The sequence below is a fragment of the Pseudomonas sp. FYR_7 genome (assembly GCF_043106155.1).
Lineage (GTDB): Bacteria > Pseudomonadota > Gammaproteobacteria > Pseudomonadales > Pseudomonadaceae > Aquipseudomonas > Aquipseudomonas parafulva_B.
On the sequence record NZ_JBICMI010000027.1, the window covers coordinates 1 to 19,668 of the forward strand.

At 66.2% G+C, this 19,668-nt stretch carries 3 protein-coding genes; all 3 read right to left on the reverse strand.

From position 1 onward, the window contains the following. Positions 1 to 325 precede the first annotated feature (325 nt). Positions 326 to 1,288: an alpha/beta hydrolase gene (locus ACF8R3_RS07600; RefSeq protein ID WP_078478834.1), complete on the reverse strand. Its 963-nt coding sequence runs from the start codon at positions 1,286 to 1,288 to the stop codon at positions 326 to 328. Between the two features lie 36 nt (positions 1,289 to 1,324). Beyond that, entirely contained in the window at positions 1,325 to 19,012 is a 17,688-nt protein-coding gene (locus ACF8R3_RS07605; RefSeq protein WP_392515381.1) for a non-ribosomal peptide synthase/polyketide synthase, read from the reverse strand. Further along, positions 19,012 to 19,668 (reverse strand): phosphopantetheine-binding protein (locus tag ACF8R3_RS07610; protein ID WP_392515383.1); only part of this gene is annotated, 657 nt, incomplete at its 5' end. The genes ACF8R3_RS07605 and ACF8R3_RS07610, both read right to left, overlap by 1 nt.

Sequence of the window (19,668 nt, forward strand, 5' to 3'; positions counted from 1 at the left end):
CAGGCTGTTTTCCACGCAGCATCACCGAGTATCAAGGCTTTTCTCACAGAGCCTAGGAAACGATCAGAAAAAAGCACACACCTACTATCCAAGTTGGTCGCAATAGATAGGGCTGGATGTGTGTGCGCTCTATTCTGCTAACGGCACGCCAGGGCTATTACGCTCATCGCCTGCCCGCCGCTGTTGCACATGGGCTGCGCCGCCCGAAACGTGTACGTCATCCAAATGCAACGTCAGCTGAGAAATCGTCAGGTACCAGCGCCGTGGTAACGGCAGATCAGTCTGCTGTTGATGGCCAAATCGACGAAATAACACAACGCCCACCTCACCCCCCAACCGCGTTCAGCCACCCCCCCACATCCCGATAAATTCCCCCCACCTGCCCCACCAACCCCGACATCCGCAAAAAGTCATGGCTAAGCCCCTGTGCCCGTACAAACGTCACCGGCGTCCCGCTCGCCTGCAACCGGTCGCGATAGGCCAGGCCTTCGTCATGCAACGGGTCATATTCCGCCACCCACAGATAAGCCGGCGCGAGAGGCGTGTCCACTTGGGCTAGCAGCGGTGAAGCGCGCCAGTCCAGGCGTTGTTGGGGCAGCGGTGCGTAGTGCTGGTAGAACCACTCCAGCGTCTCGGTCTCCAGCAAATAGCCTTCGGCATGCTGGCGGTGGGAGTCGCGCAGGCACGACAAGTCGGTGACCGGGTAGAACAGCAGCTGCGCCAGCGGCTTGATCGCCAACGTTTCAGGGGCCTTGACCGCGGTGATGGCCAGGACGGTCGCAAGGCTTGCGCCGACGCTGTCGCCGGCAAACACCACCCGGCGGTTGTCCAGCCCAAGCGCAAGGGCATGCTCGGCCAGCCAGTTGGCGGCATCGAGCGCATCGTTCACAGGAACGGGGAAACGGTGCTCCGGCGCCAGTCGGTAATCCGGGGCGAGCACCGCGAAGTCGCCCATGCTCGCCAGGCGCCGGCACACCGAATCGTGTGAGTCGAGGCTGCCGACCACATAGCCGCCGCCGTGCAGGTAGAGGATCACCGGTTGCGGTGCAGCTGCAGGCTGCCCGTTGCGGTAGAGCCGTGCGGGCAGCTGGGCGCCGTCGCGGGTGGGGATGCTCAATTGGCTGACACTCAGGTCACCGGGCGGGCTGGGGTCGAGCACTTGCGAGCTGGCGGCGAATTCGGCGCGGGCCTGGGCCACCTCCATCGCGTGCATGGGCTGGCTTTTGCCGGTCAGCCTGCCGAATTCGACCAGTTCCAGAAACGCGGCCAGGTCAGGGTGCAATGCCATGTTCAATCCTTACTTGAAAGTCAGTGACAGGGCGCGTCACGCGCGCCCCTGGGTTTCGGTGGTCGCATCCAGGCACTGGCACACCTCGCGCAACACCTGGGGCTGCTTGAGGATGTCGAAGTGCGACGCCTGGATGAGCGTTGCGTCGTCATGGCTGAACCGCCGTTGATAGGCGTGGGCCGGCGCGCCGTACCCCTCCTCTGCCCACCAGAAGCTGGCCGGGCACTCGATGGCGGGCAGCGGCGCCAGGCGTCGCGACAGGGCCTTGAGGCGCAGCGCCACCGTAAAGGCATGCACCAGTTCCTCGGCAGCAAAGCGCGGTGAATCACCGCTGCCCAGCACGTGGGCCTGCACCTGCGCTACCAGGGCTTCGAGGGCCTGGTGGGAGCCGTCGAGAGTCAGGTCGAACGTCGGCAGGCTTTCGGGCGGCTGGTCCAGGATGATCGACAGGAAGTTGCGCAGCTCTTCGGTCAGGTCGTCCTCTGGGCCGTGGTCACCGGGCACGAAGCTGTCCACCAGCCCAACGAAGTGCACGCAGTGGCCCTGCCCTTCCAGCACGCGGGCGACCAGCAGCGCCAGCGGCCCGCCCAGCGACCAGCCCAGCAGGTGGTACGGCCCTTGTGGTTGCTGTTCGCGGATGAACCCTGCGTAGTCCTGGGCCATGGCTTCCAGCGAGCTGTCCTGCCAGTGCTTGTCCAGCAGCATGCGGCACTGCACGCCGATGACCTGGCGCACTCCGTCCAGTCGCCGCGCCAGGGGCTCGTAGTCGAACACGGTGCCGAACCCTGCGTGCAGGCAGAACAGGGGCTCGCATTGCGCGACCGGGCCGTTGAGCGGCAGCAGCGGTGACGGCACTGCCACGGCGTCATCCACATAACCGGACAACTCGGCGATGGTGGGTTTGCTCATCATGTCACGCAGCTTCAGCTCAACGCCCAGCGCCGGTTGATTGCGCACCTTGGACAACACCTTCAGGGTGCGCAAGGAGTCGCCGCCCAGCTCGAAGAAGTTGTCCGTCACCCCGACCTGCTCCAGCTCCAGCACCTCTTGCCAGATCGCGACAAGGCCCGCTTCGAGGGCGTTGCGCGGTGCCACGTACTCGCGGCCCTTGAAGGACGGGTCTGGCAGCGCCTTGCGATCGACCTTGCCGTTGGGGCTCAGCGGCAGGTGTTCCAGCACCAGGATCTGGCTGGGCACCATGTAGTCGGGCAAGCCCTGTTGCAACGCCATGCGCAGCGCCTCGCCTTGCAGCGCCGGGCTGCTGGTGGCCACGTAGCCGATCAGTTGCTTGCCGCCTTCGGTTTCACGGGCCACGACGACCGCATCGCGCACCTGAGGTTGACTGCGCAAGCGGGCCTCGATTTCGCCCAGCTCGATGCGAAAGCCCCGGATCTTCACCTGATGATCCAGGCGGCCAAGGAAGTCGATCACCCCGTCTGCGCGGCGGCGCACCAGGTCGCCGGTGCGGTACAGGCGCGCGCCACTGCCATTGGGGTCGGCGACGAAACGCTCGGCGGTCAGGCCTGGCCGCGCATGGTAGCCCCGCGCAAGCCCCTCCCCGCCAATGTACAACTCACCCGGTACGCCATCGGGCAATGGGTTCAGGCCGGCATCGAGAATGTGCAGGGTACGCTCGCCCACCCGTGTACCAATCGGCGCATAGGCCGCCTCGCAGCGCTGGTCGGTATCGACCACCCACAGCAACGGCGTGACCACGGTTTCGGTAGGGCCGTAGCCATTGGTCAGCAGCCTTGGGCGCAGGGTGCGCTTGACCAACTCGAAATTGGCATCGGCCACGGCGTCGCCGCCAAAGCAGTAGATCTGCACCGGTGGCGGGTTGTCGAAGGCCTGGCCGTATTCGGCCAACTGTTGCAGGTACGCAGGCGGGAAACAGGCGATGGTGATGGCCTGCTCATGCAGCACCTGCCAGGTTTCCTCGGGCGTCCACAGACGGTTGTCGCGCACCACCAGCTGACCACCGGCCGCCAGGGTGGAGAGCCAGCGCTCCTGGGCGCCATCGAAGGCGAACGACATGAACAGCAACTCGCGGGTCGCCTCACTCATCCCATAGCGCTCGATGATGGCCTGGCAATGCATGGCCAGCGGCCCGCGGGCGACTGCAACGCCTTTGGGCTTGCCCAGGGAACCGGAGGTGTAGATCAGGTACGCCAGGTTGTCCTCGTCGATCGCGACCGCCGGCAAGGCGACCTGCGCCTGCACCGGCGCAAGCGATTCGAGCAGCAGGGTGTCGACCCCTTCGGCGCTTGGCAAACGTTCACTGACGCTGGCCTGGCTGATGAGCAGTCGCATGGCCGAGTCCTCGATGATCCACTGCACCCGCTCGCATGGGTAGTCGATATCGACAGGCACATAGGCAGCGCCGGTCTTGAGCACCGCATAGAAGGCCACGATCATGTCCACCGAGCGCTCCAGCGCCACCCCGACACGCACCTCCGGGGCAGCACCGGCCTCGATCAGGGCCACGGCCAGGCGGTTGGCGCGCGCCTCAAGTTCGGCATACGTCAGGGACCGCCCGGCGCAGCTGACCGCCACCTGCTGCCCACGGGCCTGCACATGCCCGGCAATGCGCTGCAGCAGCGGCGTGCGGGTCGGGTTGGCGACCAGCCGGTTGGCCTGGGCTTGCTGGCGTTCAGCGTCGGCATCGAGCATGGGCAGGCTGCCGATGGCTGCCAGTGGGTCGCCCAGCAGCGCTTGAAGCAAGCGCTCGAAGCTGCGCCGGATGCCTTGGCAGGCGGCGGGGCTGAAGCGGCTGCGCCAATAAAGGAACTCGATGCTCAAGGTGTCATCCAGGTGCACGGCGAGGTCCATGGCATAGTTGGTCACGTCGCGGCCTTCGCTGGCGCCGAAGCGCAAGCCGTCTTCACCGGCGTCTTGCAGGCGCTCGTCCAGGGGATAGTTCTCGAACACCACGATGCTGTCGAACAGCGCCTGCCCGCTTTGCCCGGACCAACGCTGCACATCGGCCAGAGAGACGTGCTCGTAGTCACGCACCTGCACGTTGTAGTCCTGCAGGGCCTGCAACCACTGGCCCACCGGTTGTTCGGGCGCAGGTGCCTGGATGATCGGCAGCGTGTTGATGAACAGGCCCAGCATGTCTTCAGCACCCGGCAGGTTTGCCGGACGACCGGCAACGGTTGCGCCGAAGCACACGCGCGATTGCCCGGTGTAGCGTTGCAGCAGCAGCAACCACGCCGCCTGGATCAGCGTGTTGGGCGTGACCCGCAGGCGCTGGGCCTGATCACGCAGTTGCCGGGTTTGCGCGGCGTCCCAGTTCAGGTACAGGGCGTCGTAGCCGTCGGCCTCGGCGACGGGCGCTGGATGCAACCCGGTGGCCAGCAGGGTGGGCCCTTCCAGCCCGGCCAGCTTGTCTTTCCAGAAGAGCTCCATCTGCGCCTGGGGCTGGGCGGCCAGCCAGCCGATGTAGTCGCGGTAGCTGCCGCGCTTGCCGGGCAGTGCTTGCCCACCGTACACGGCGAACACCTCGCCAAGCAGGCGTGAGTGGCTCCAGCCGTCCATGAGGATGTGGTGGCTGCTCCAGATCAGTTGCTGGCGCTGCTCGTCCAGGCGCACCAAGGTCAGGCCCATCAAGGGCGGCTGCAGCAGGTCGAAGCCGCGGGCGTAGTCCTGTTCGGCCAGGCCTTGCAGGTCGGCGACGCTGACCGGGCGATCTCGCCAATCGAGCTCGCGCACACGCAGTTCGGCACGCTTGGCCACCCATTGCAACGGCTCGCTGAGGTGGCTTTCGGTCCAGAACCCAGTGCGCAGGATTTCATGGCGATCGACCATGTGCTGCCAGGCCGCAATGAAGCGCGCGTTGTCCAGCCCTTGTACCTGCACGCTGGTTTGGCTGACGTACAGCCCCTGTTGGGCGGCTTCGAGGGTATGGAACAGGATGCCCTGTTGCATCGGCGACAGCGGGTACAGGTCTTCGACAGCCCCGGCCGGCACCGGCAAGCGGTCCAGCTGCGCCTGGCTCAGCCCTGCGAGCGGGAAGTCGGACGGGGTCAGGCAGGGGTGCTCCAAGGCCAGGCAGTGTTCAACGACCGCACGTAGCTCGCCCACATAGGCCTGGGCCAGTTCCTCGATGGTGCCCGCGGCGAACCGCTGGCGGCTGAACGTGAAGTCCAGCTTCAGGGCGCCCTCGAACACCTGCCCGTTGATGGTCAAGGCATTGCCCAGCGGCGCCTGATCACTGACCTGGCGCCCACCGCTCTGCGCAGCCGGGGCGAACAGCGCGTCGTCCTCACGTACGGCGCTGGCGTCGAACTGGCCTAGGTAGTTGAAGGTGATGCGTGGCTGCGCCAGGGTGGCCAATGCCTGGCGGGTGGCCGCATCGCCCAGATAACGCAGCACTCCAAAGCCAAGGCCCTTGTCCGGGATGGCACGCAGGTGCTCCTTGACCTGCTTGATGGTGTCCCCCACTGGCCCCGCCACCGGCAGTTTCACTGGGAACAGGCTGGTGAACCAGCCCACGGTACGGGTGAGGTCGACGTCGTCGAACAGCGTCTCGCGGCCGTGGCCTTCCAACTCGATCAATGCCGCCTGCTCGCCCGTCCATTGGCAGATCACCCGCGCCAGGGCGGTCAGCAGCAGGTCATTGACTTGGGTGCGGTAAGCGGCCGGGGCCTGCTGAAGCAGTTGTCGGGTCAGCGCTGGATCCAGTTCAACCTGCACGGTGTGGGCGTCGCCCACCTGCTGGCTGCCTTGGGCATCTTCGCCAGGCAACGTCTGGGCAAAGCCCTGCAGTTGGGCCTGCCAGTAGGCCAGTTGCTGGCATAGGGTTTCGCTTCGGGCGTGGGCTTGCAGGCGTTCAGCCCAGGCCTTGTAGGCGCTGGTCTTGGCCGGCAGGCTGAGCGGCTGCCCGGTCAGGCACTGCTGGTAAGCCTGTTGCAGGTCCTCGAACAGAATGCGCCACGACACGCCATCGACCACCAGGTGATGGATCGCCAGCAGTAAGCGCTGACTGCCATCGGCCAGGGTGGCCAACACCGCGCGCAGCAGCGGGCCCTGGGCCAGGTCCAGGCTACGCTGGGCATCGTCGCACAGGGCGGTGAGTGCCTGGGCATCGGTCACCTCGCGTTGCCACAGCAGCGCCTGGGCACTGTCGCCGTGGCAGGCCTGCCAACCCTGCTCGCCTTCACTGAAGCGCAGGCGCAGGGCATCGTGGTGGTGCACCAACGCCTGCAACGCCTGCTCCAGCGCAGCCCCTTGAAGCGGCGCGCTCGGCACCAGCAACACCGACTGGTTCCAGTGGTGACGCTGGGCAATGGCCTCACTGAAGAAGCTGTGCTGCACAGGGAGCAACGGCGTGCTGCCGGTGACCGCACCTTGGTCGATCTGCAGAGCTGTGTCTGCCGTGCCAACGACCTGGGCCAAGGCCCGGAGGGTCTGGTGCTGGAACAACGCTTTCGGGGTCAGGTGCAGCCCCAGTTGCCGCGCTCGGCTGACCACCTGAATGGAGATGATCGAGTCACCGCCCAGCTCGAAGAAGTTATCGTCCACCCCAACCCGCTCAAGCTTCAGCACGTCTTGCCAGACTGTGGCCAACTGCTGTTCGAGCGCTGTCTGCGGGGCGGCGAAGGCATGGCTGCTAGCGGCCTCGGGTAGCGGCAGCGCCTTGCGGTCGATCTTGCCGCTTGGGCTCAATGGCAGGCTGTCGAGCACCACCAGGTGCGCCGGCACCATGTAGTCCGGCAGGCTCGCTTTCAAGGCATCGCGCAGCGTGACCGCAGCCACCTGCGTGACCACGTAGCCCACCAGTTGCGGCCCATTGGGGCCAGGCTGCGCCATGACCAGCGCCTCGCTGACACCGGCCTGCGCCAGCAGGCAAGTCTCGATCTCGCCCAGCTCGATACGGAAGCCACGGATCTTCACCTGATGGTCCACCCGGCCGACGTATTCGATCACGCCATCGGCACGGTAGCGCGCCAGGTCGCCCGTGCGGTACAAGCGCCCGCCGTTGCCGCCGAACGGGTCGGGCAGGAAGCGCTCGGCGGTCAGCGCACTGCGGCCGAAATAGCCGCGCGCCAGCAACTGGCCACCGATCACCAGCTCACCCACGACACCGGTCGGCACCGGCTGCCCGGCGTCGTCCAGCAGGTAGATGTCCCGCCCTGGCAAAGCCGTGCCGATCGGCAAGGTGTGAGGCACGGGTTGTTCGCCCAGCACGTACGGGGTGCAGTCGAGCGTGGTGGAAGTGACCGTGGTTTCGGTCGGGCCGTAGGTGTTGAGCAGGCGCACATGGCCCAGCCCGGCCTTGTACCAGGCGGCCATGCCTTCAGGCGGCATGGCTTCGCCGCCCGCATGAATCTGGCGCAGCTGCCCGTAGTCGCGTGGCCCTACGCTGGCGAACTGGGTGGCCAGCAGGTTCCAGTACGCGGTCGGCAGGTCGGCCACGCTGATGCCGTGGGCCAGCACCCGCTGGTAGAACGTCTCGCTGTCCCAGATTTCGTTGCCCCGCAGCATCACGGTGGCACCGCAGACCAGCGGGGCGTACAGCTGCTCGACGAAGGCATCGAAGTTGAACGTGGCAAATTGCAGGACGCAGTCGGATGCGTGGATATCGGAATACCATTGGGCCACGAAGGCGTGGCGGGTCAAGGCACCATGGCTGATGGCCACGCCCTTCGGCCGGCCGGTCGAGCCGGAGGTGAAGATCACGTAGGCCAGGTTGTCGGCGTGCACGCGGTTGAGCGGGTCGCTGTCGGCGCCGCTGCCGTCCTCAGGCGTATCCAGCAGCAGGCACTGCACCGGCGCGTCCAGCGCCAGCGCTTGGCGCAAGTGCGACTGGGTCAACAGCAGCGCGATGCGGCTGTCCTCGACCATCTGCTGCAAGCGCTCGCGGGGGAATTTCGGATCGAGCGGCACGTAGCCGCCGCCTGCCTTGAGCACGGCCAGCAAGGCGATGACCATCGGCGCGTCGCGCTCGACGGCGATGCCGACCAACACGTCCGGGCCCACGCCCTGGGCGATCAGGCGGTGGGCCAGGCGGTTGGCCGCCGCGTTGAGCTGGGCGTAGGTCAGTTCGGTGGTTTCAGTGATCAGCGCAGTGTGGTGCGGAACACGCCGGGCCTGCTGTTCGAACAGCACATGGGCAGGCGCCAGGCTTGGGTATTGACCGGCGGCCATGCCCCAGTCCTGCACCGGGGCGCGCTGGCGACCGTCGTCCAGCAGGGTCAGATCGCCCAGGCAAAGCCCGTCGGGCCCCTCGACCATTTGCAGGAGCAAGTGGGCCAGGTTGTCACTGATGCCCGCGATACCCGGCGCATCGAACGCCTCGCCCGCATAGGTGAAGTGCAGCAGCACGGTGGACCCGGCGTTTACGCTGACGGTCAGCGGGTAGTTGCTCTGCTCATGGTTGTCGATGCTGCCAAAGCGCAGGTCCACGGGCGCTGCTTGCAGCGCCTCGGAAACCGGATAGTTCTCGAACACCATGATGTTGTCGAACAGCGCTTCACCGCCCTGCCCGGCCCAGCGCTGGATATCGAAGAGCGGGGTGTGCTCCTGCTCGCGCAGTGCCAGGTTCAGTTGCACAAGCGCATGCAGCCACGCCTGCAGCGGCTGATCTACCTGGGGGCTGGCCACTACCGGCAAGGTGTTGATGAACAGGCCGATCTGCTGCTCCACACCGCTAATCGCCGCCGGGCGCCCGGCCACGGTGGCCCCGAACACGACGCCGTCGTGCCCGGTGTAGCGTTGCAGCAGCAACAGCCAGGCCGCCTGGATGACGGTGTTGAGGGTGACCTTGTGGCGCCGCGCAAAGGCGTTCAGACGCTGGGTGTGATGTTCGTCCAGCCGGTGGAAATGATCGTATTGACCTGAGCTGCGCGTTACCGGCTTCAAGGCTTGTGCCAGCAGGGTCGGTGCCGGCAGACGGGCCAGTTGATCGCGCCAGAACGCCTCGCTGGCCTGACGGTCCTGACGCAGCAACCAGCCGATGTAGTCGCGGTACTGCGTAGGCCCTTGGGTGACCGGGTGACCGGCATAGCGCTGGAGCACTTCGCCCAGAAGCTGCGAGGTGCTCCAGCCGTCCATCAGGATATGGTGGCTGGTGTAGATCAGGTGATAGTCCTGCACATCGGTCTGTGCAAGTACCAGCCTGAGCAACGGCGCGGTATGAAGCTCGAAGCCACGTTGCAGTTCGCTTTGCGCCAGGGCATCAAGGGTTGCTTGCGCAGAGGTTTCGTCGCGCAGGTCCAGCAGGCGGAACGGCAGCTCGACCCGATTCATGACCACCTGCACGGCCTGCTCGAACTGCCAGTTGAACCCGGTGCGCAGGATGGCGTGGGCATCGAGGGTGGCCTGCCAGGCACTGCGGAATCGCTGTGGGTCGAGCCCACCGATGTCCAGACGCATCTGGTTCAGGTAATCGCCACTTCCCTGTTCGTAGAGGCTGTGGAACAACATGCCCTGCTGCATCGGGGACAGCGGGTAGATGTCCTCAAGGTTGGCCGCAGGCACCGCAAGCTGGTCCAGTTGCGCCTGGTCAAGACTGGCCAGGGGGAAATCGGACGGCGTCACGCCGCCCGCGTCAGGCGCCAGGCAGTGTTCGATCAGCGCTTGCAGTTGTGCGCCGTAGGCATCGGCCAAGTCCTTGATGGTCTGCACCTCGAACTGCTCGGCGCTGAACGTCCAGTCCAGGCTCAGGCAACCGTCGTACACGCGCCCGTTGAGCACCAGCCAATTGTCCAATGGGGCATCTGGGCTTTGCTCACGGCCGCGCTTTTCGGTAGCCGGGGTGAACAAGGCGTCATCGTCGTCGGCAAAACTGCCGTCGAACTGGCCCAGGTAGTTGAAGGTGATACGCGGCGTCGCCAGGGCCCCCAGGGCCTCGCGTGTGGCAGCGTCCCCCAGGTAGCGCAGCACACCATAGCCGATACCCTTGTCAGGGATGCCGCGCAGGTGTTCCTTGACCTGGCGAAGCGTGTCGCCAAGGTCGGTCGACACGGGCAACTTCACCGGGAACAGGCTGGTGAACCAGCCCACGGTACGGGTGAGGTCCACGTCGTCGAACAGCTCCTCGCGGCCATGGCCTTCCAACTGGATCAGCGCGGCCTGTTCGCCCGTCCACTGGCAGATCACACGGGCCAAGGCGGTCAGCAGCAAGTCCTTGACTTGGGTGCGGTACGCCGCAGGCGCCTGCTGTAACAGGCGACGGGTTTGCTGGGCGTCCAGGCGGGTCTGCACAGTCTGGGCGTGGTGCCCCTGCATGCCCGCATCGGCCTTGGCGCCCGGCAGGTCTGTGCGTTGACCACGCAGTTGCGCCAGCCAGTAATCCTTCTGGCCCAGCAGCGCCGGCTTGTGGGCATGCGCCTTCAGTTTCTGCGCCCAGGCCTGGTAGGCCGTGGTCTTCCTCGGCAGTTTCAGGGGCTGCCCGGCCAGGCATTGTGCGTAGGCCTGTTGCAGGTCCTCGAAGAGGATGCGCCACGATACGCCATCGACCACTAGGTGATGGATCACCAGCAGCAAGCGCTGGCTGCCGTCGGCAAGGGTGGCCAGCACCGCGCGCAGCAGCGGGCCGTGGGCCAGGTCCAGGCTGCGCTGGGCATCGTCGCACAGGGCGGTGAGCGCCTGGGCATCGGCCACCTCGCGCTGCCACAGCAGCGCCGTCACGGGCTCGCCATGTTCGGCCTGCCAGCCTTGCTCACCCTCGCTGAAGGTAAGGCGCAGCGCATCGTGATGCTGCACAAGGGCCTGCAATGCCCGCTCCAGTGCAACGCCCTCAAGCGCGGTGCGTGGTACCAGCAGCACCGACTGGTTCCAGTGGTGACGCTGGGCAATGGCCTCGCTGAAGAAGCTGTGCTGCACCGGCAGCAGCGGCATGCCGCCGAGGACGGTACCCTGGTCGATGTGCACGGCGCTGTCGCCAGTGCGCACGACCTTGGCCAGGGCGCGCAGGGTCTGGTGCTGGAACAGTTCCTTGGGCGTGAAGTGCAGCCCCTGCTGACGGGCTCGGCTGACCACCTGGATGGAGATGATCGAGTCACCGCCCAGCTCGAAGAAGTTATCGTCCACCCCGACCCGCTCAAGCTTCAGCACGTCTTGCCAGATACGCGCCAGTTGCTGTTCGAGCGGGCGCTGGGGGGCGATAAATGCCTGGTTACTGGAGGCCTCGGGCAGCGGCAGTGCCTTGCGGTCGATCTTGCCGCTCGGGCTCAGCGGCATGTGGTCGAGCAGCATGAGATGGGCGGGGACCATGTAGTCCGGCAGGCTCGCCTTGAGCGCTTCGCGCAGCGTCTGCACGTTTGCATCTGCAACCAGGTAAGCGACCAGTTGCGGCCCGTTCGGGCCAGGCTGCGCCATGACCAGCGCCTCGCTGACACCGGCCTGCGCCAGCAGGCAAGTCTCGATCTCGCCCAGCTCGATACGGAAGCCACGGATCTTCACCTGATGGTCCACCCGGCCGACGTATTCGATCACGCCATCGGCACGGTAGCGCGCCAGGTCGCCCGTGCGGTACAAGCGCCCGCCGTTGCCGCCGAACGGGTCGGGCAGGAAGCGCTCGGCGGTCAGCGCACTGCGGCCGAAATAGCCGCGCGCCAGCAACTGGCCGCCGATCACCAGCTCACCTACGACACCGGTCGGCACCGGCTGCCCGGCGTCGTCCAGCAGGTAGATGTCCCGCCCTGGCAAAGCCGTGCCGATCGGCAAGGTGTGAGGCACGGGTTGTTCGCCCAGCACGTACGGGGTGCAGTCGAGCGTGGTGGAAGTGACCGTGGTTTCGGTCGGGCCGTAGGTGTTGAGCAGGCGCACATGGCCCAGCCCGGCCTTGTGCCAGGCGGCCATGCCTTCAGGCGGCATGGCTTCGCCGCCCGCATGAATCTGGCGCAGCTGCCCGTAGTCGCGTGGCCCTACGCTGGCAAACTGGGTGGCCAGCAGGTTCCAGTACGCGGTCGGCAGGTCGGCCACGCTGATGCCGTGGGCCAGCACCCGCTGGTAGAACGTCTCGCTGTCCCAGATTTCGTTGCCCCGCAGCATCACGGTGGCACCGCAGACCAGCGGGGCGTACAGCTGCTCGACGAAGGCATCGAAGTTGAACGTGGCAAATTGCAGGACGCAGTCGGATGCGTGGATATCGGAATACCACTGGGCCACGAAAGCGTGGCGGGTCAAGGCATCATGGCTGATGGCCACGCCCTTCGGCCGGCCGGTCGAGCCGGAGGTGAAGATCACGTAGGCCAGGTTGTCGGCGTGCACGCGGTTGAGCGGGTCGCTGTCGGCGCCGCTGCCGTCCTCAGGCGTATCCAGCAGCAGGCACTGCACCTGCGCGTCCAGCGCCAGCGCTTGGCGCAAGTGCGACTGGGTCAACAGCAGCGCGATGCGGCTGTCCTCGACCATCTGCTGCAAGCGCTCACGGGGGAATTTCGGATCGAGCGGCACGTAGCCGCCGCCTGCCTTGAGCACGGCCAGCAAGGCGATGACCATCGGCGCGTCGCGCTCGGCGGCGATGCCAACCAGCACGTCCGGGCCCACGCCCTGGGCGATCAGGCGGTGGGCCAGGCGGTTGGCCGCCGCGTTGAGCTGGGCGTAGGTCAGTTCGGTGGTTTCAGTGATCAGCGCAATGTGGTTCGGAACACGCCGGGCCTGCTGCTCGAACAGCACATGGGCAGGCGCCAGGCTTGGGTATTGGCCGGCGGCCATGCCCCAGTCCTGCACCGGGGCGCGCTGGCGCCCCTCTTCGAACAGCTTCAGCTCACCCAGGCAGCGCTGGGGCGAGCCGTTCGCCATCTGCGCCAGTAGATGGGCCAGGTGGCCTGCAACCTGGGCCATGCGTTCGGCACTGAACTGCGCCGCGTCATAGCTGTAGTGCAACAACAGGTCGGCCCCGGTGCTGACGCTCAGGGTCAGTGGGTAGTTGTTCTGCTCATGGCTGTGCACGTCACCAAAGTGCAGGTCACTGACGCCGCCTTGCTGCAGCGCCTCGGACACAGGGTAGTTTTCGAATACCAGCAGGGTATCGAACACTCCATCGCCGCCCTGCCCGGCCCAGCGCTGCACATCACTCAGCGCACTGTGTTCGTGGTCCCGAAGTGCCAGGTTGATGGCTTGTACGGTCTGTAACCAACCGGCCAGCGCCAGCTGCGGCTCGGGCCGCGCGACCACCGGCAGGGTATTGATGAACAGGCCGATCTGCTGCTCGATGCCCTGCAATTGCGTAGGCCGGCCCGCGACCGTAGCCCCGAATGCCACGCTGTCGTGGCCGGTGTAGCGCTGCAACAGCAACAGCCAGGCGGCCTGCACGAGCGTGTTGAGGGTGACTTTCTGCTGACGGGCAAAGCCGTGCAACTGTTCGGTCATCGCAGCGTCCAGGCGCCATTTCAATTCGCCTTGCCCGGTCTGGCCGGTGGCGGCGCACTTGAGCGCACGGCTCAGCCAGGTCGGCTCCTCAAGGGTGGCGAACTGTGCGCGCCAGAAGGCCTCGCTGGCCTGTTTGTCCTGGCGTTGCAACCAGCCGATGTAATCACTGTAGCGCCCGTTCAGGCTCTTCAGCGCCTGGCCTGCGTAGTGCTGCAGCACCTCGCCAAGCAGCTGCGAATTGCTCCAGCCGTCGAGCAAAATGTGATGGCTGGTATAGATCAGCTGATAGCGATCATCCCCCGTGCGGGCCAGCGTCAAGCGCAGCAGTGGCGCCTGGGCCAGGTCGAAGCCTTGCTCGCGCTCGGCATCAGTCAGGCGCGTCAACGCAGCTTCAAGATCTTCATGGCCACGCAGGTCGATTTCACGGCACGGCAGCTGCACCTGCTTGCGCACCCACTGCAGCGGCTGGGCCAGCCCGCCTTGCCAGAGGAACCCGCTGCGCAATATGTCATGGCGCTGGACCACCGCCTGCCAGGCCTCACGGAAACGCTCGGGCGCCAGCCCCTCGACGCTGACCGACAGCTGGTTGATGTAGTCCCCCCCTTGTTGCTCAAGCAAGCTGTGGAACAGCATGCCCTGCTGCATGGGCGAGAGCGGGTACAGGTCCTGGACGTCCGCCCAGGGCAGGCCAAGGGCGTCCAGCTGTGGCTGGTCGAGCATGGCCAGCGGGAAGTCCGAAGGCGTCACCCCGGCACTGCCCGGCAACAGGCAGTGGGCGACCAGCTGGTTCAGCTCGCGTGCGTAATCCTGCGCCAACCGCTCGATGTCGCTGCGCTCGAACATCGCTTCGCTGAAGGTCCAGCCCAAACGCAATTGGCCTGCGTACACCTGGCCGTTGATGCTCAGCCAATTGCCGAGCGGGGCCTCGGCGCCCTGTTCAGCGCCGGCGTCCTCGCTGGCTGGCACGAACAGGGCACCCTGGTCGCTGGCAAAGCTGCCGTCGAACTGGCCCAGGTAGTTGAAGGTGATGCGCGGCTCGGCCAGGCCGTTGAGGGCTGCCTGCGACTGGGCGCTGCCCATGTAGCGCAGGGCGCCGTAGCCGATGCCCTTGTCAGGGATCGCGCGCAACTGCTGCTTGACGCGCTTGATCGCGTCGGTCACCTCAGCGGCATCGTCCAGGCGTACCGGGAAGGCGCTGGTGAACCAGCCCACTGTGCGGGTCAGGTCGACCTCGTCGAACAGCGCTTCACGGCCGTGCCCTTCGAGCTGGATCAGCGCCGAGGCCTGCCCAGTCCAGCGGCAGATCACGCGGGTCAGCGCGGTCAGCAGCAGGTCGTTGACCTGGGTGCGGTAGGCCGCCGGGGCCTGTTGCAGCAATTGCCGGGTCAGCGTGTCGTCCAGGCGCGTGTGTACCGTACAGGCATGGCGTTTTTCCAGGCTGGCGTGAGGACGCGCGCCTGGCAGGTGGTCGGCGGCGCCTGCGACCTGCGCCTGCCAGTACGGCAGCTGCTCGGCCAGGGCCGGGGTTTGCGCCAGTGCCTGCAGGCGTTCTGCCCAGTGCTTGTAGGCCGTGGTCTTGGCCGGCAGCGACAGCGCCTCGCCTGCCAGGCACTGCGAGTAGGCCTGCTGCAGATCGTCGAACAGAATGCGCCAGGACACACCGTCCACGACCAGGTGATGAACCACCAGCAACAGCCGCTGACTGCCATCGTCCAACTCCGCCAGCACAGCCCGCAGCAGCGGCCCTTGGCGCAGGTCGAGGCTGCGCTGGGCCTGCTCGCACAACGCGGTCAGGGCCTGGCCGCGCGCGGCCGTGGCGTGCCACAGCAAAGGCGCCTGCTCCTCGGCGCTCTGTTGCTGGGCCGGTGCCCGGTGCCAGGCGAGCCCGGCTTGGGCATCGAAGCGCAGGCGCAAGGCGTCATGGTGCAGCACCAGCGCCTGCAACGCCGCTTCCAGCGCACGTGGCTGCAACGCCTGCGTCGGTGCCAGCAGCACGGACTGGTTCCAGTGGTGCGCATCAGCAATGCCCTGGGCGAAGAACCAGCGCTGGATGGCCAGCAGCGGCAGGCTGCCAGCGACCGGGCCTTGATCGATGCGGGCGACCTCGCCAAAACGGGCCACACCGGCCAAGGCCTGCACGGTCTGGTGCAGGAACAGGTCTTTGGGACTGAGCACGATGCCGGCCTGACGGGCCCGGCTGACCATCTGGATCGAGATGATCGAATCACCGCCCAGCTCGAAGAAATTGTCGGTCACCCCCACCTGAGGCACCTTCAGCACCGCCTGCCAGATCTGCACCAGCGCCTGCTCGAGCGGGCTGCTGGCGGCCACATGCTGGCCTTGCAGCTGGGTAAGGTCGACTACGGGCAGGGCCTGGCGGTCGATCTTGCCGTTGGGGGTCAAGGGCATGCGTTCGAGCAACTGCACGTGCGTGGGCACCATGTAGTCGGGCAGGTCCACCTTCAAACAGCGCTTGATCGATTCGCGGCGCTCAGCCTGGGCTTGATGATTGGACGCCAATTGCGGCGCGTCGTCGCTCACCACGTAGCCGACCAATTGCTGGCCGCTCGGGCCGGCCTGGGCCACCACCACCGCTTCGCGCACCCCCGGCACCGCGAGCAGGCGCGCTTCCACCTCGCCCAGCTCGATACGAAAACCCCGCACCTTGACTTGGCGGTCGATGCGCCCGAGGTAGTCGATGATGCCGCTGCTGCGCAGGCTTACCCGATCACCGCTGCGGTACAGCCGGGCACCGTTGCCGAACGGGTCCGGTACGAACCTTTCGGCAGTGAGCGCCGGGCGCTTGAGGTAGCCACGGGCCAAGCCCTGCCCGCCCAGGTACAACTCACCCGGGATGGCCAGGGGCAGCAGGTTCAGGTCGGCATCGAGCACATACGCGCGCCGTTCACCGACGCGATCGCCAATGGGCGCATAGGCCGCACCGCAGCTGTCCTGTTCGCCAGCTTTCCAGATCAGGGGGGTGACCACGGTTTCGGTAGGGCCGTAGCCATTGATGATATAGGTCGGACGCAGTGCGCGCCGAGCCATGGCGTAGCTGGCCTCGGACACCGCATCGCCGCCGAAGCAGTACACCCGCATCGGCGGTGGGTTGCCATCGCGCTCGGCGTGCTCGGCCAGTTGCTGAAGGTAGACCGGTGGAAACGCAGCGACCGTCACCCCATGTGCATGCATGGCGGCATAGGTTTGCTCCGGGGTCCACAGCTGCGGGTCGCGGATGAGCAGCGAAGCCCCGTGGGTCAGGGGCGTGAGCCAGCGTTCGTGGGCACCGTCGAAAGCGAATGACATGAAGTGCAGTTCGCAGTCGGCCGGCGTCATTTCGTAGCGCTCGCCAATGGCTCGGCAGTGCATGGCGATGGGGCCATGGGCCACTGCCACCCCTTTGGGCAGGCCCGTGGAACCCGAGGTGTAGATGACGTAGGCCAGGTTATCGGCCTGGGCGGCGTTCGCTGGCGCGTGGCAGGGTTGCGCGGCCAGGTCCATGTGGTCCAGGGCCAGGGTTGCCAAGCCATCCGGTACCGGCAGGCGCTGCATGAGCGCGCTGTCGCTGAGCAGCAGGGCCATGCCGCTGTCCTGCATCAGATAGGACAGGCGCTCGCGGGGGTATTGCGGATCGAGCGGCGTATAGGCACCGCCGGCCTTGAGCACCGCCAACAGGCTCACGACCATCTCAAGGCCACGCTCCAGGGCGATACCGACCAGCACTTCCGGCCCCACCCCTGCTCTGACCAAAGCATGGGCCAGGCGATTGGCCTGCTGATCGAGCTGGGCAAAGCTCATGCGCTGCTCGCCAAACAGCAAGGCGGTGGCCTGCGGGGTTTGCGCAGCCCACTGGGCAATGCGCTCGTGCACCAGCGGGCCGTCGGCATGGCGCAGGTCCGGGGCGTTGCGCACGGCGTGCAGGTGCTCATGCTCATCGACGGCCAGCATCGGCAGTGCAGCAACGCAGCGCGACGGATCGCCGACGAGGCCGCGCAGCAGGGTCAGCCAATGGCCCCCCAGGCGCTCGATGGTGGCGGCATCGAACAGGTCGCACGCATAGGTCAGCGACGCCCACAGGCCGTCTTCACCCTCGACGGTGTCCAGCGTCAGGTCGAACGAGGCGCTGTGGCTTTCCCAGAACAGCCCTTCGATTTCCAGGCCAGGCACCTGCTGGGCACGTGGGTCGCGGCCCTGGCGCTGATGGTTGTACATCACCTGGAACAACGGGTTGTGGCTCAGGCTGCGGTCTGGCTGCAAGGCTTCGACCAGTTGCTCGAACGGCAAGTCCTGATGCGCCTGAGCACCGAGTACCGTCTGCTTGACCTGTTGCAACAACGTCGGGAAGGCCAAGGCCCCCTGCACATCAGCGCGCAGCACCTGGGTGTTGACGAAGAAACCCAGCAGGCGATCGGTCTCGACCCGGTTGCGGTTGGCGTTGGGCACCCCGACGCGAATATCGGTCTGGCCGGTGTAGCGGTGCAGCAGCACCTGGAACGACGCCAGCAACAGCATGAACAGCGTGACCTGTTGCTGCTGCGCGAGGGCTTGCAAGGCTTCGCTCAGCGCCTTGTCGATGGGCAAGTCGAAACGCGCGCCGCGCAGGCTTGGCTGGGCCGCGCGCGGACGGTCGGTGGGCAACTCGAGCACCGGTTGATGCGCGCCCAGTTGCTCACGCCAGTAGGCCAGTTGCTGCTCGCTGCCGCCGGCTTCCATCCAGCGACGCTGCCAGATGGCATAGTCGGCGTACTGAATGGGCAGCGCAGGCAGCTGGACCGCCCGCCCGTGGACCAAGCCCAGGTACAGCTGCATCAGCTCATCGACCATGACCTGCATCGACCAGCCATCGGAGACGATGTGGTGCTGCACCATCACCAGCACATGCTCATCGTCAGCCACCCTCAGCAGCCCCAGCCGTACCAGCGGGCCGTGCTCGAGGTCGAAGGGCCTGGCGATCTGCTGCTCGATCAACGCCTGCACTTGGGCGTGTTGATGCTCGGGTGCCAGGGTGGCCGGCAGGTGCAACGGCTCGATCGCGATCGGCAGTGAGCCATGCACGTGCTGGCAGGGCCGCTCGTCCTTCATCACGAAGGTGGTGCGCAGGGTCTCGTGGCGTGCCACCAGGGCATCGAACGCTTGTTGCAAGGCCTGGGTGTCGAGGTGACCGCGCAGGCGCAAGGCGGTAGGGATATGAGATGCGCTGCTGCCTGGCTCCAGTTGCCAAAGGAACCACTGGCGCTCCTGGGCGAAGGACAGCGGCAGGCTGTTTAACTGCTCGCGGATGACAGGAATTGGCAGGTTGCCGGGCGAGACCTTTTGTTCGGCCATCTTGGCCAGGTACTGGCGGCGCTTGTCCACGGGCAAGGCGATGAAACGCTGGGCAATGCGCAGGGCGCTGGCGTGATCCATTACACCGCCTCCATTTCGTCGAGCAGGCTTTCGAGCTGGTCGAGGGTGGCGGCATCCACCGCCCCGCCTTCGTGCTCCAGTTGGCGGGCCAGCTCGCCCAGGGCGGGGTATTGGAAAATCAATTGCGCAGTTGCCTTCATACCAAGCTCGAGTTGAATGCGTGAGACCAGGCTCACGACGAGAAGAGAGTGACCGCCCAGGTCGAAGAAGTGGTCGTTCAAGCCGACCTTGTCGAGCTGGAGCAGGTCCTGCCAGATCGCTGCCAGTTGGCACTCGACCGGGCGTTGCGGGGCTTCGTAGCCGTGTTGTGGTGGCGCTGCCTGGGGCAGTGGCAAGGCCTTGCGGTCCAGCTTGCCGTTGGGGCTGAGCGGCCACTGCTCCAGCAGCAGCCATTGGCCGGGGACCATGTAGCCGGGCAGGTTGGCCTTGAGGTGAGCCTTGAGGCGCTCGCGCAGCAGCGCCTGGCGGGTGGGCTCCAGGTCAGCACCGTCGACCAGCACGTAGCCGACCAGTTGCGCGCCAGCGGCGCCAGGCTGAGCCAGCACGACCGTTTCCCGGACTTCGGCCATCTCCAGCAGGCGCGCCTCGATTTCTCCCAGCTCGATGCGCTGGCCACGGATCTTCACCTGGTGGTCCAGGCGGCCGAGGTACTCCAG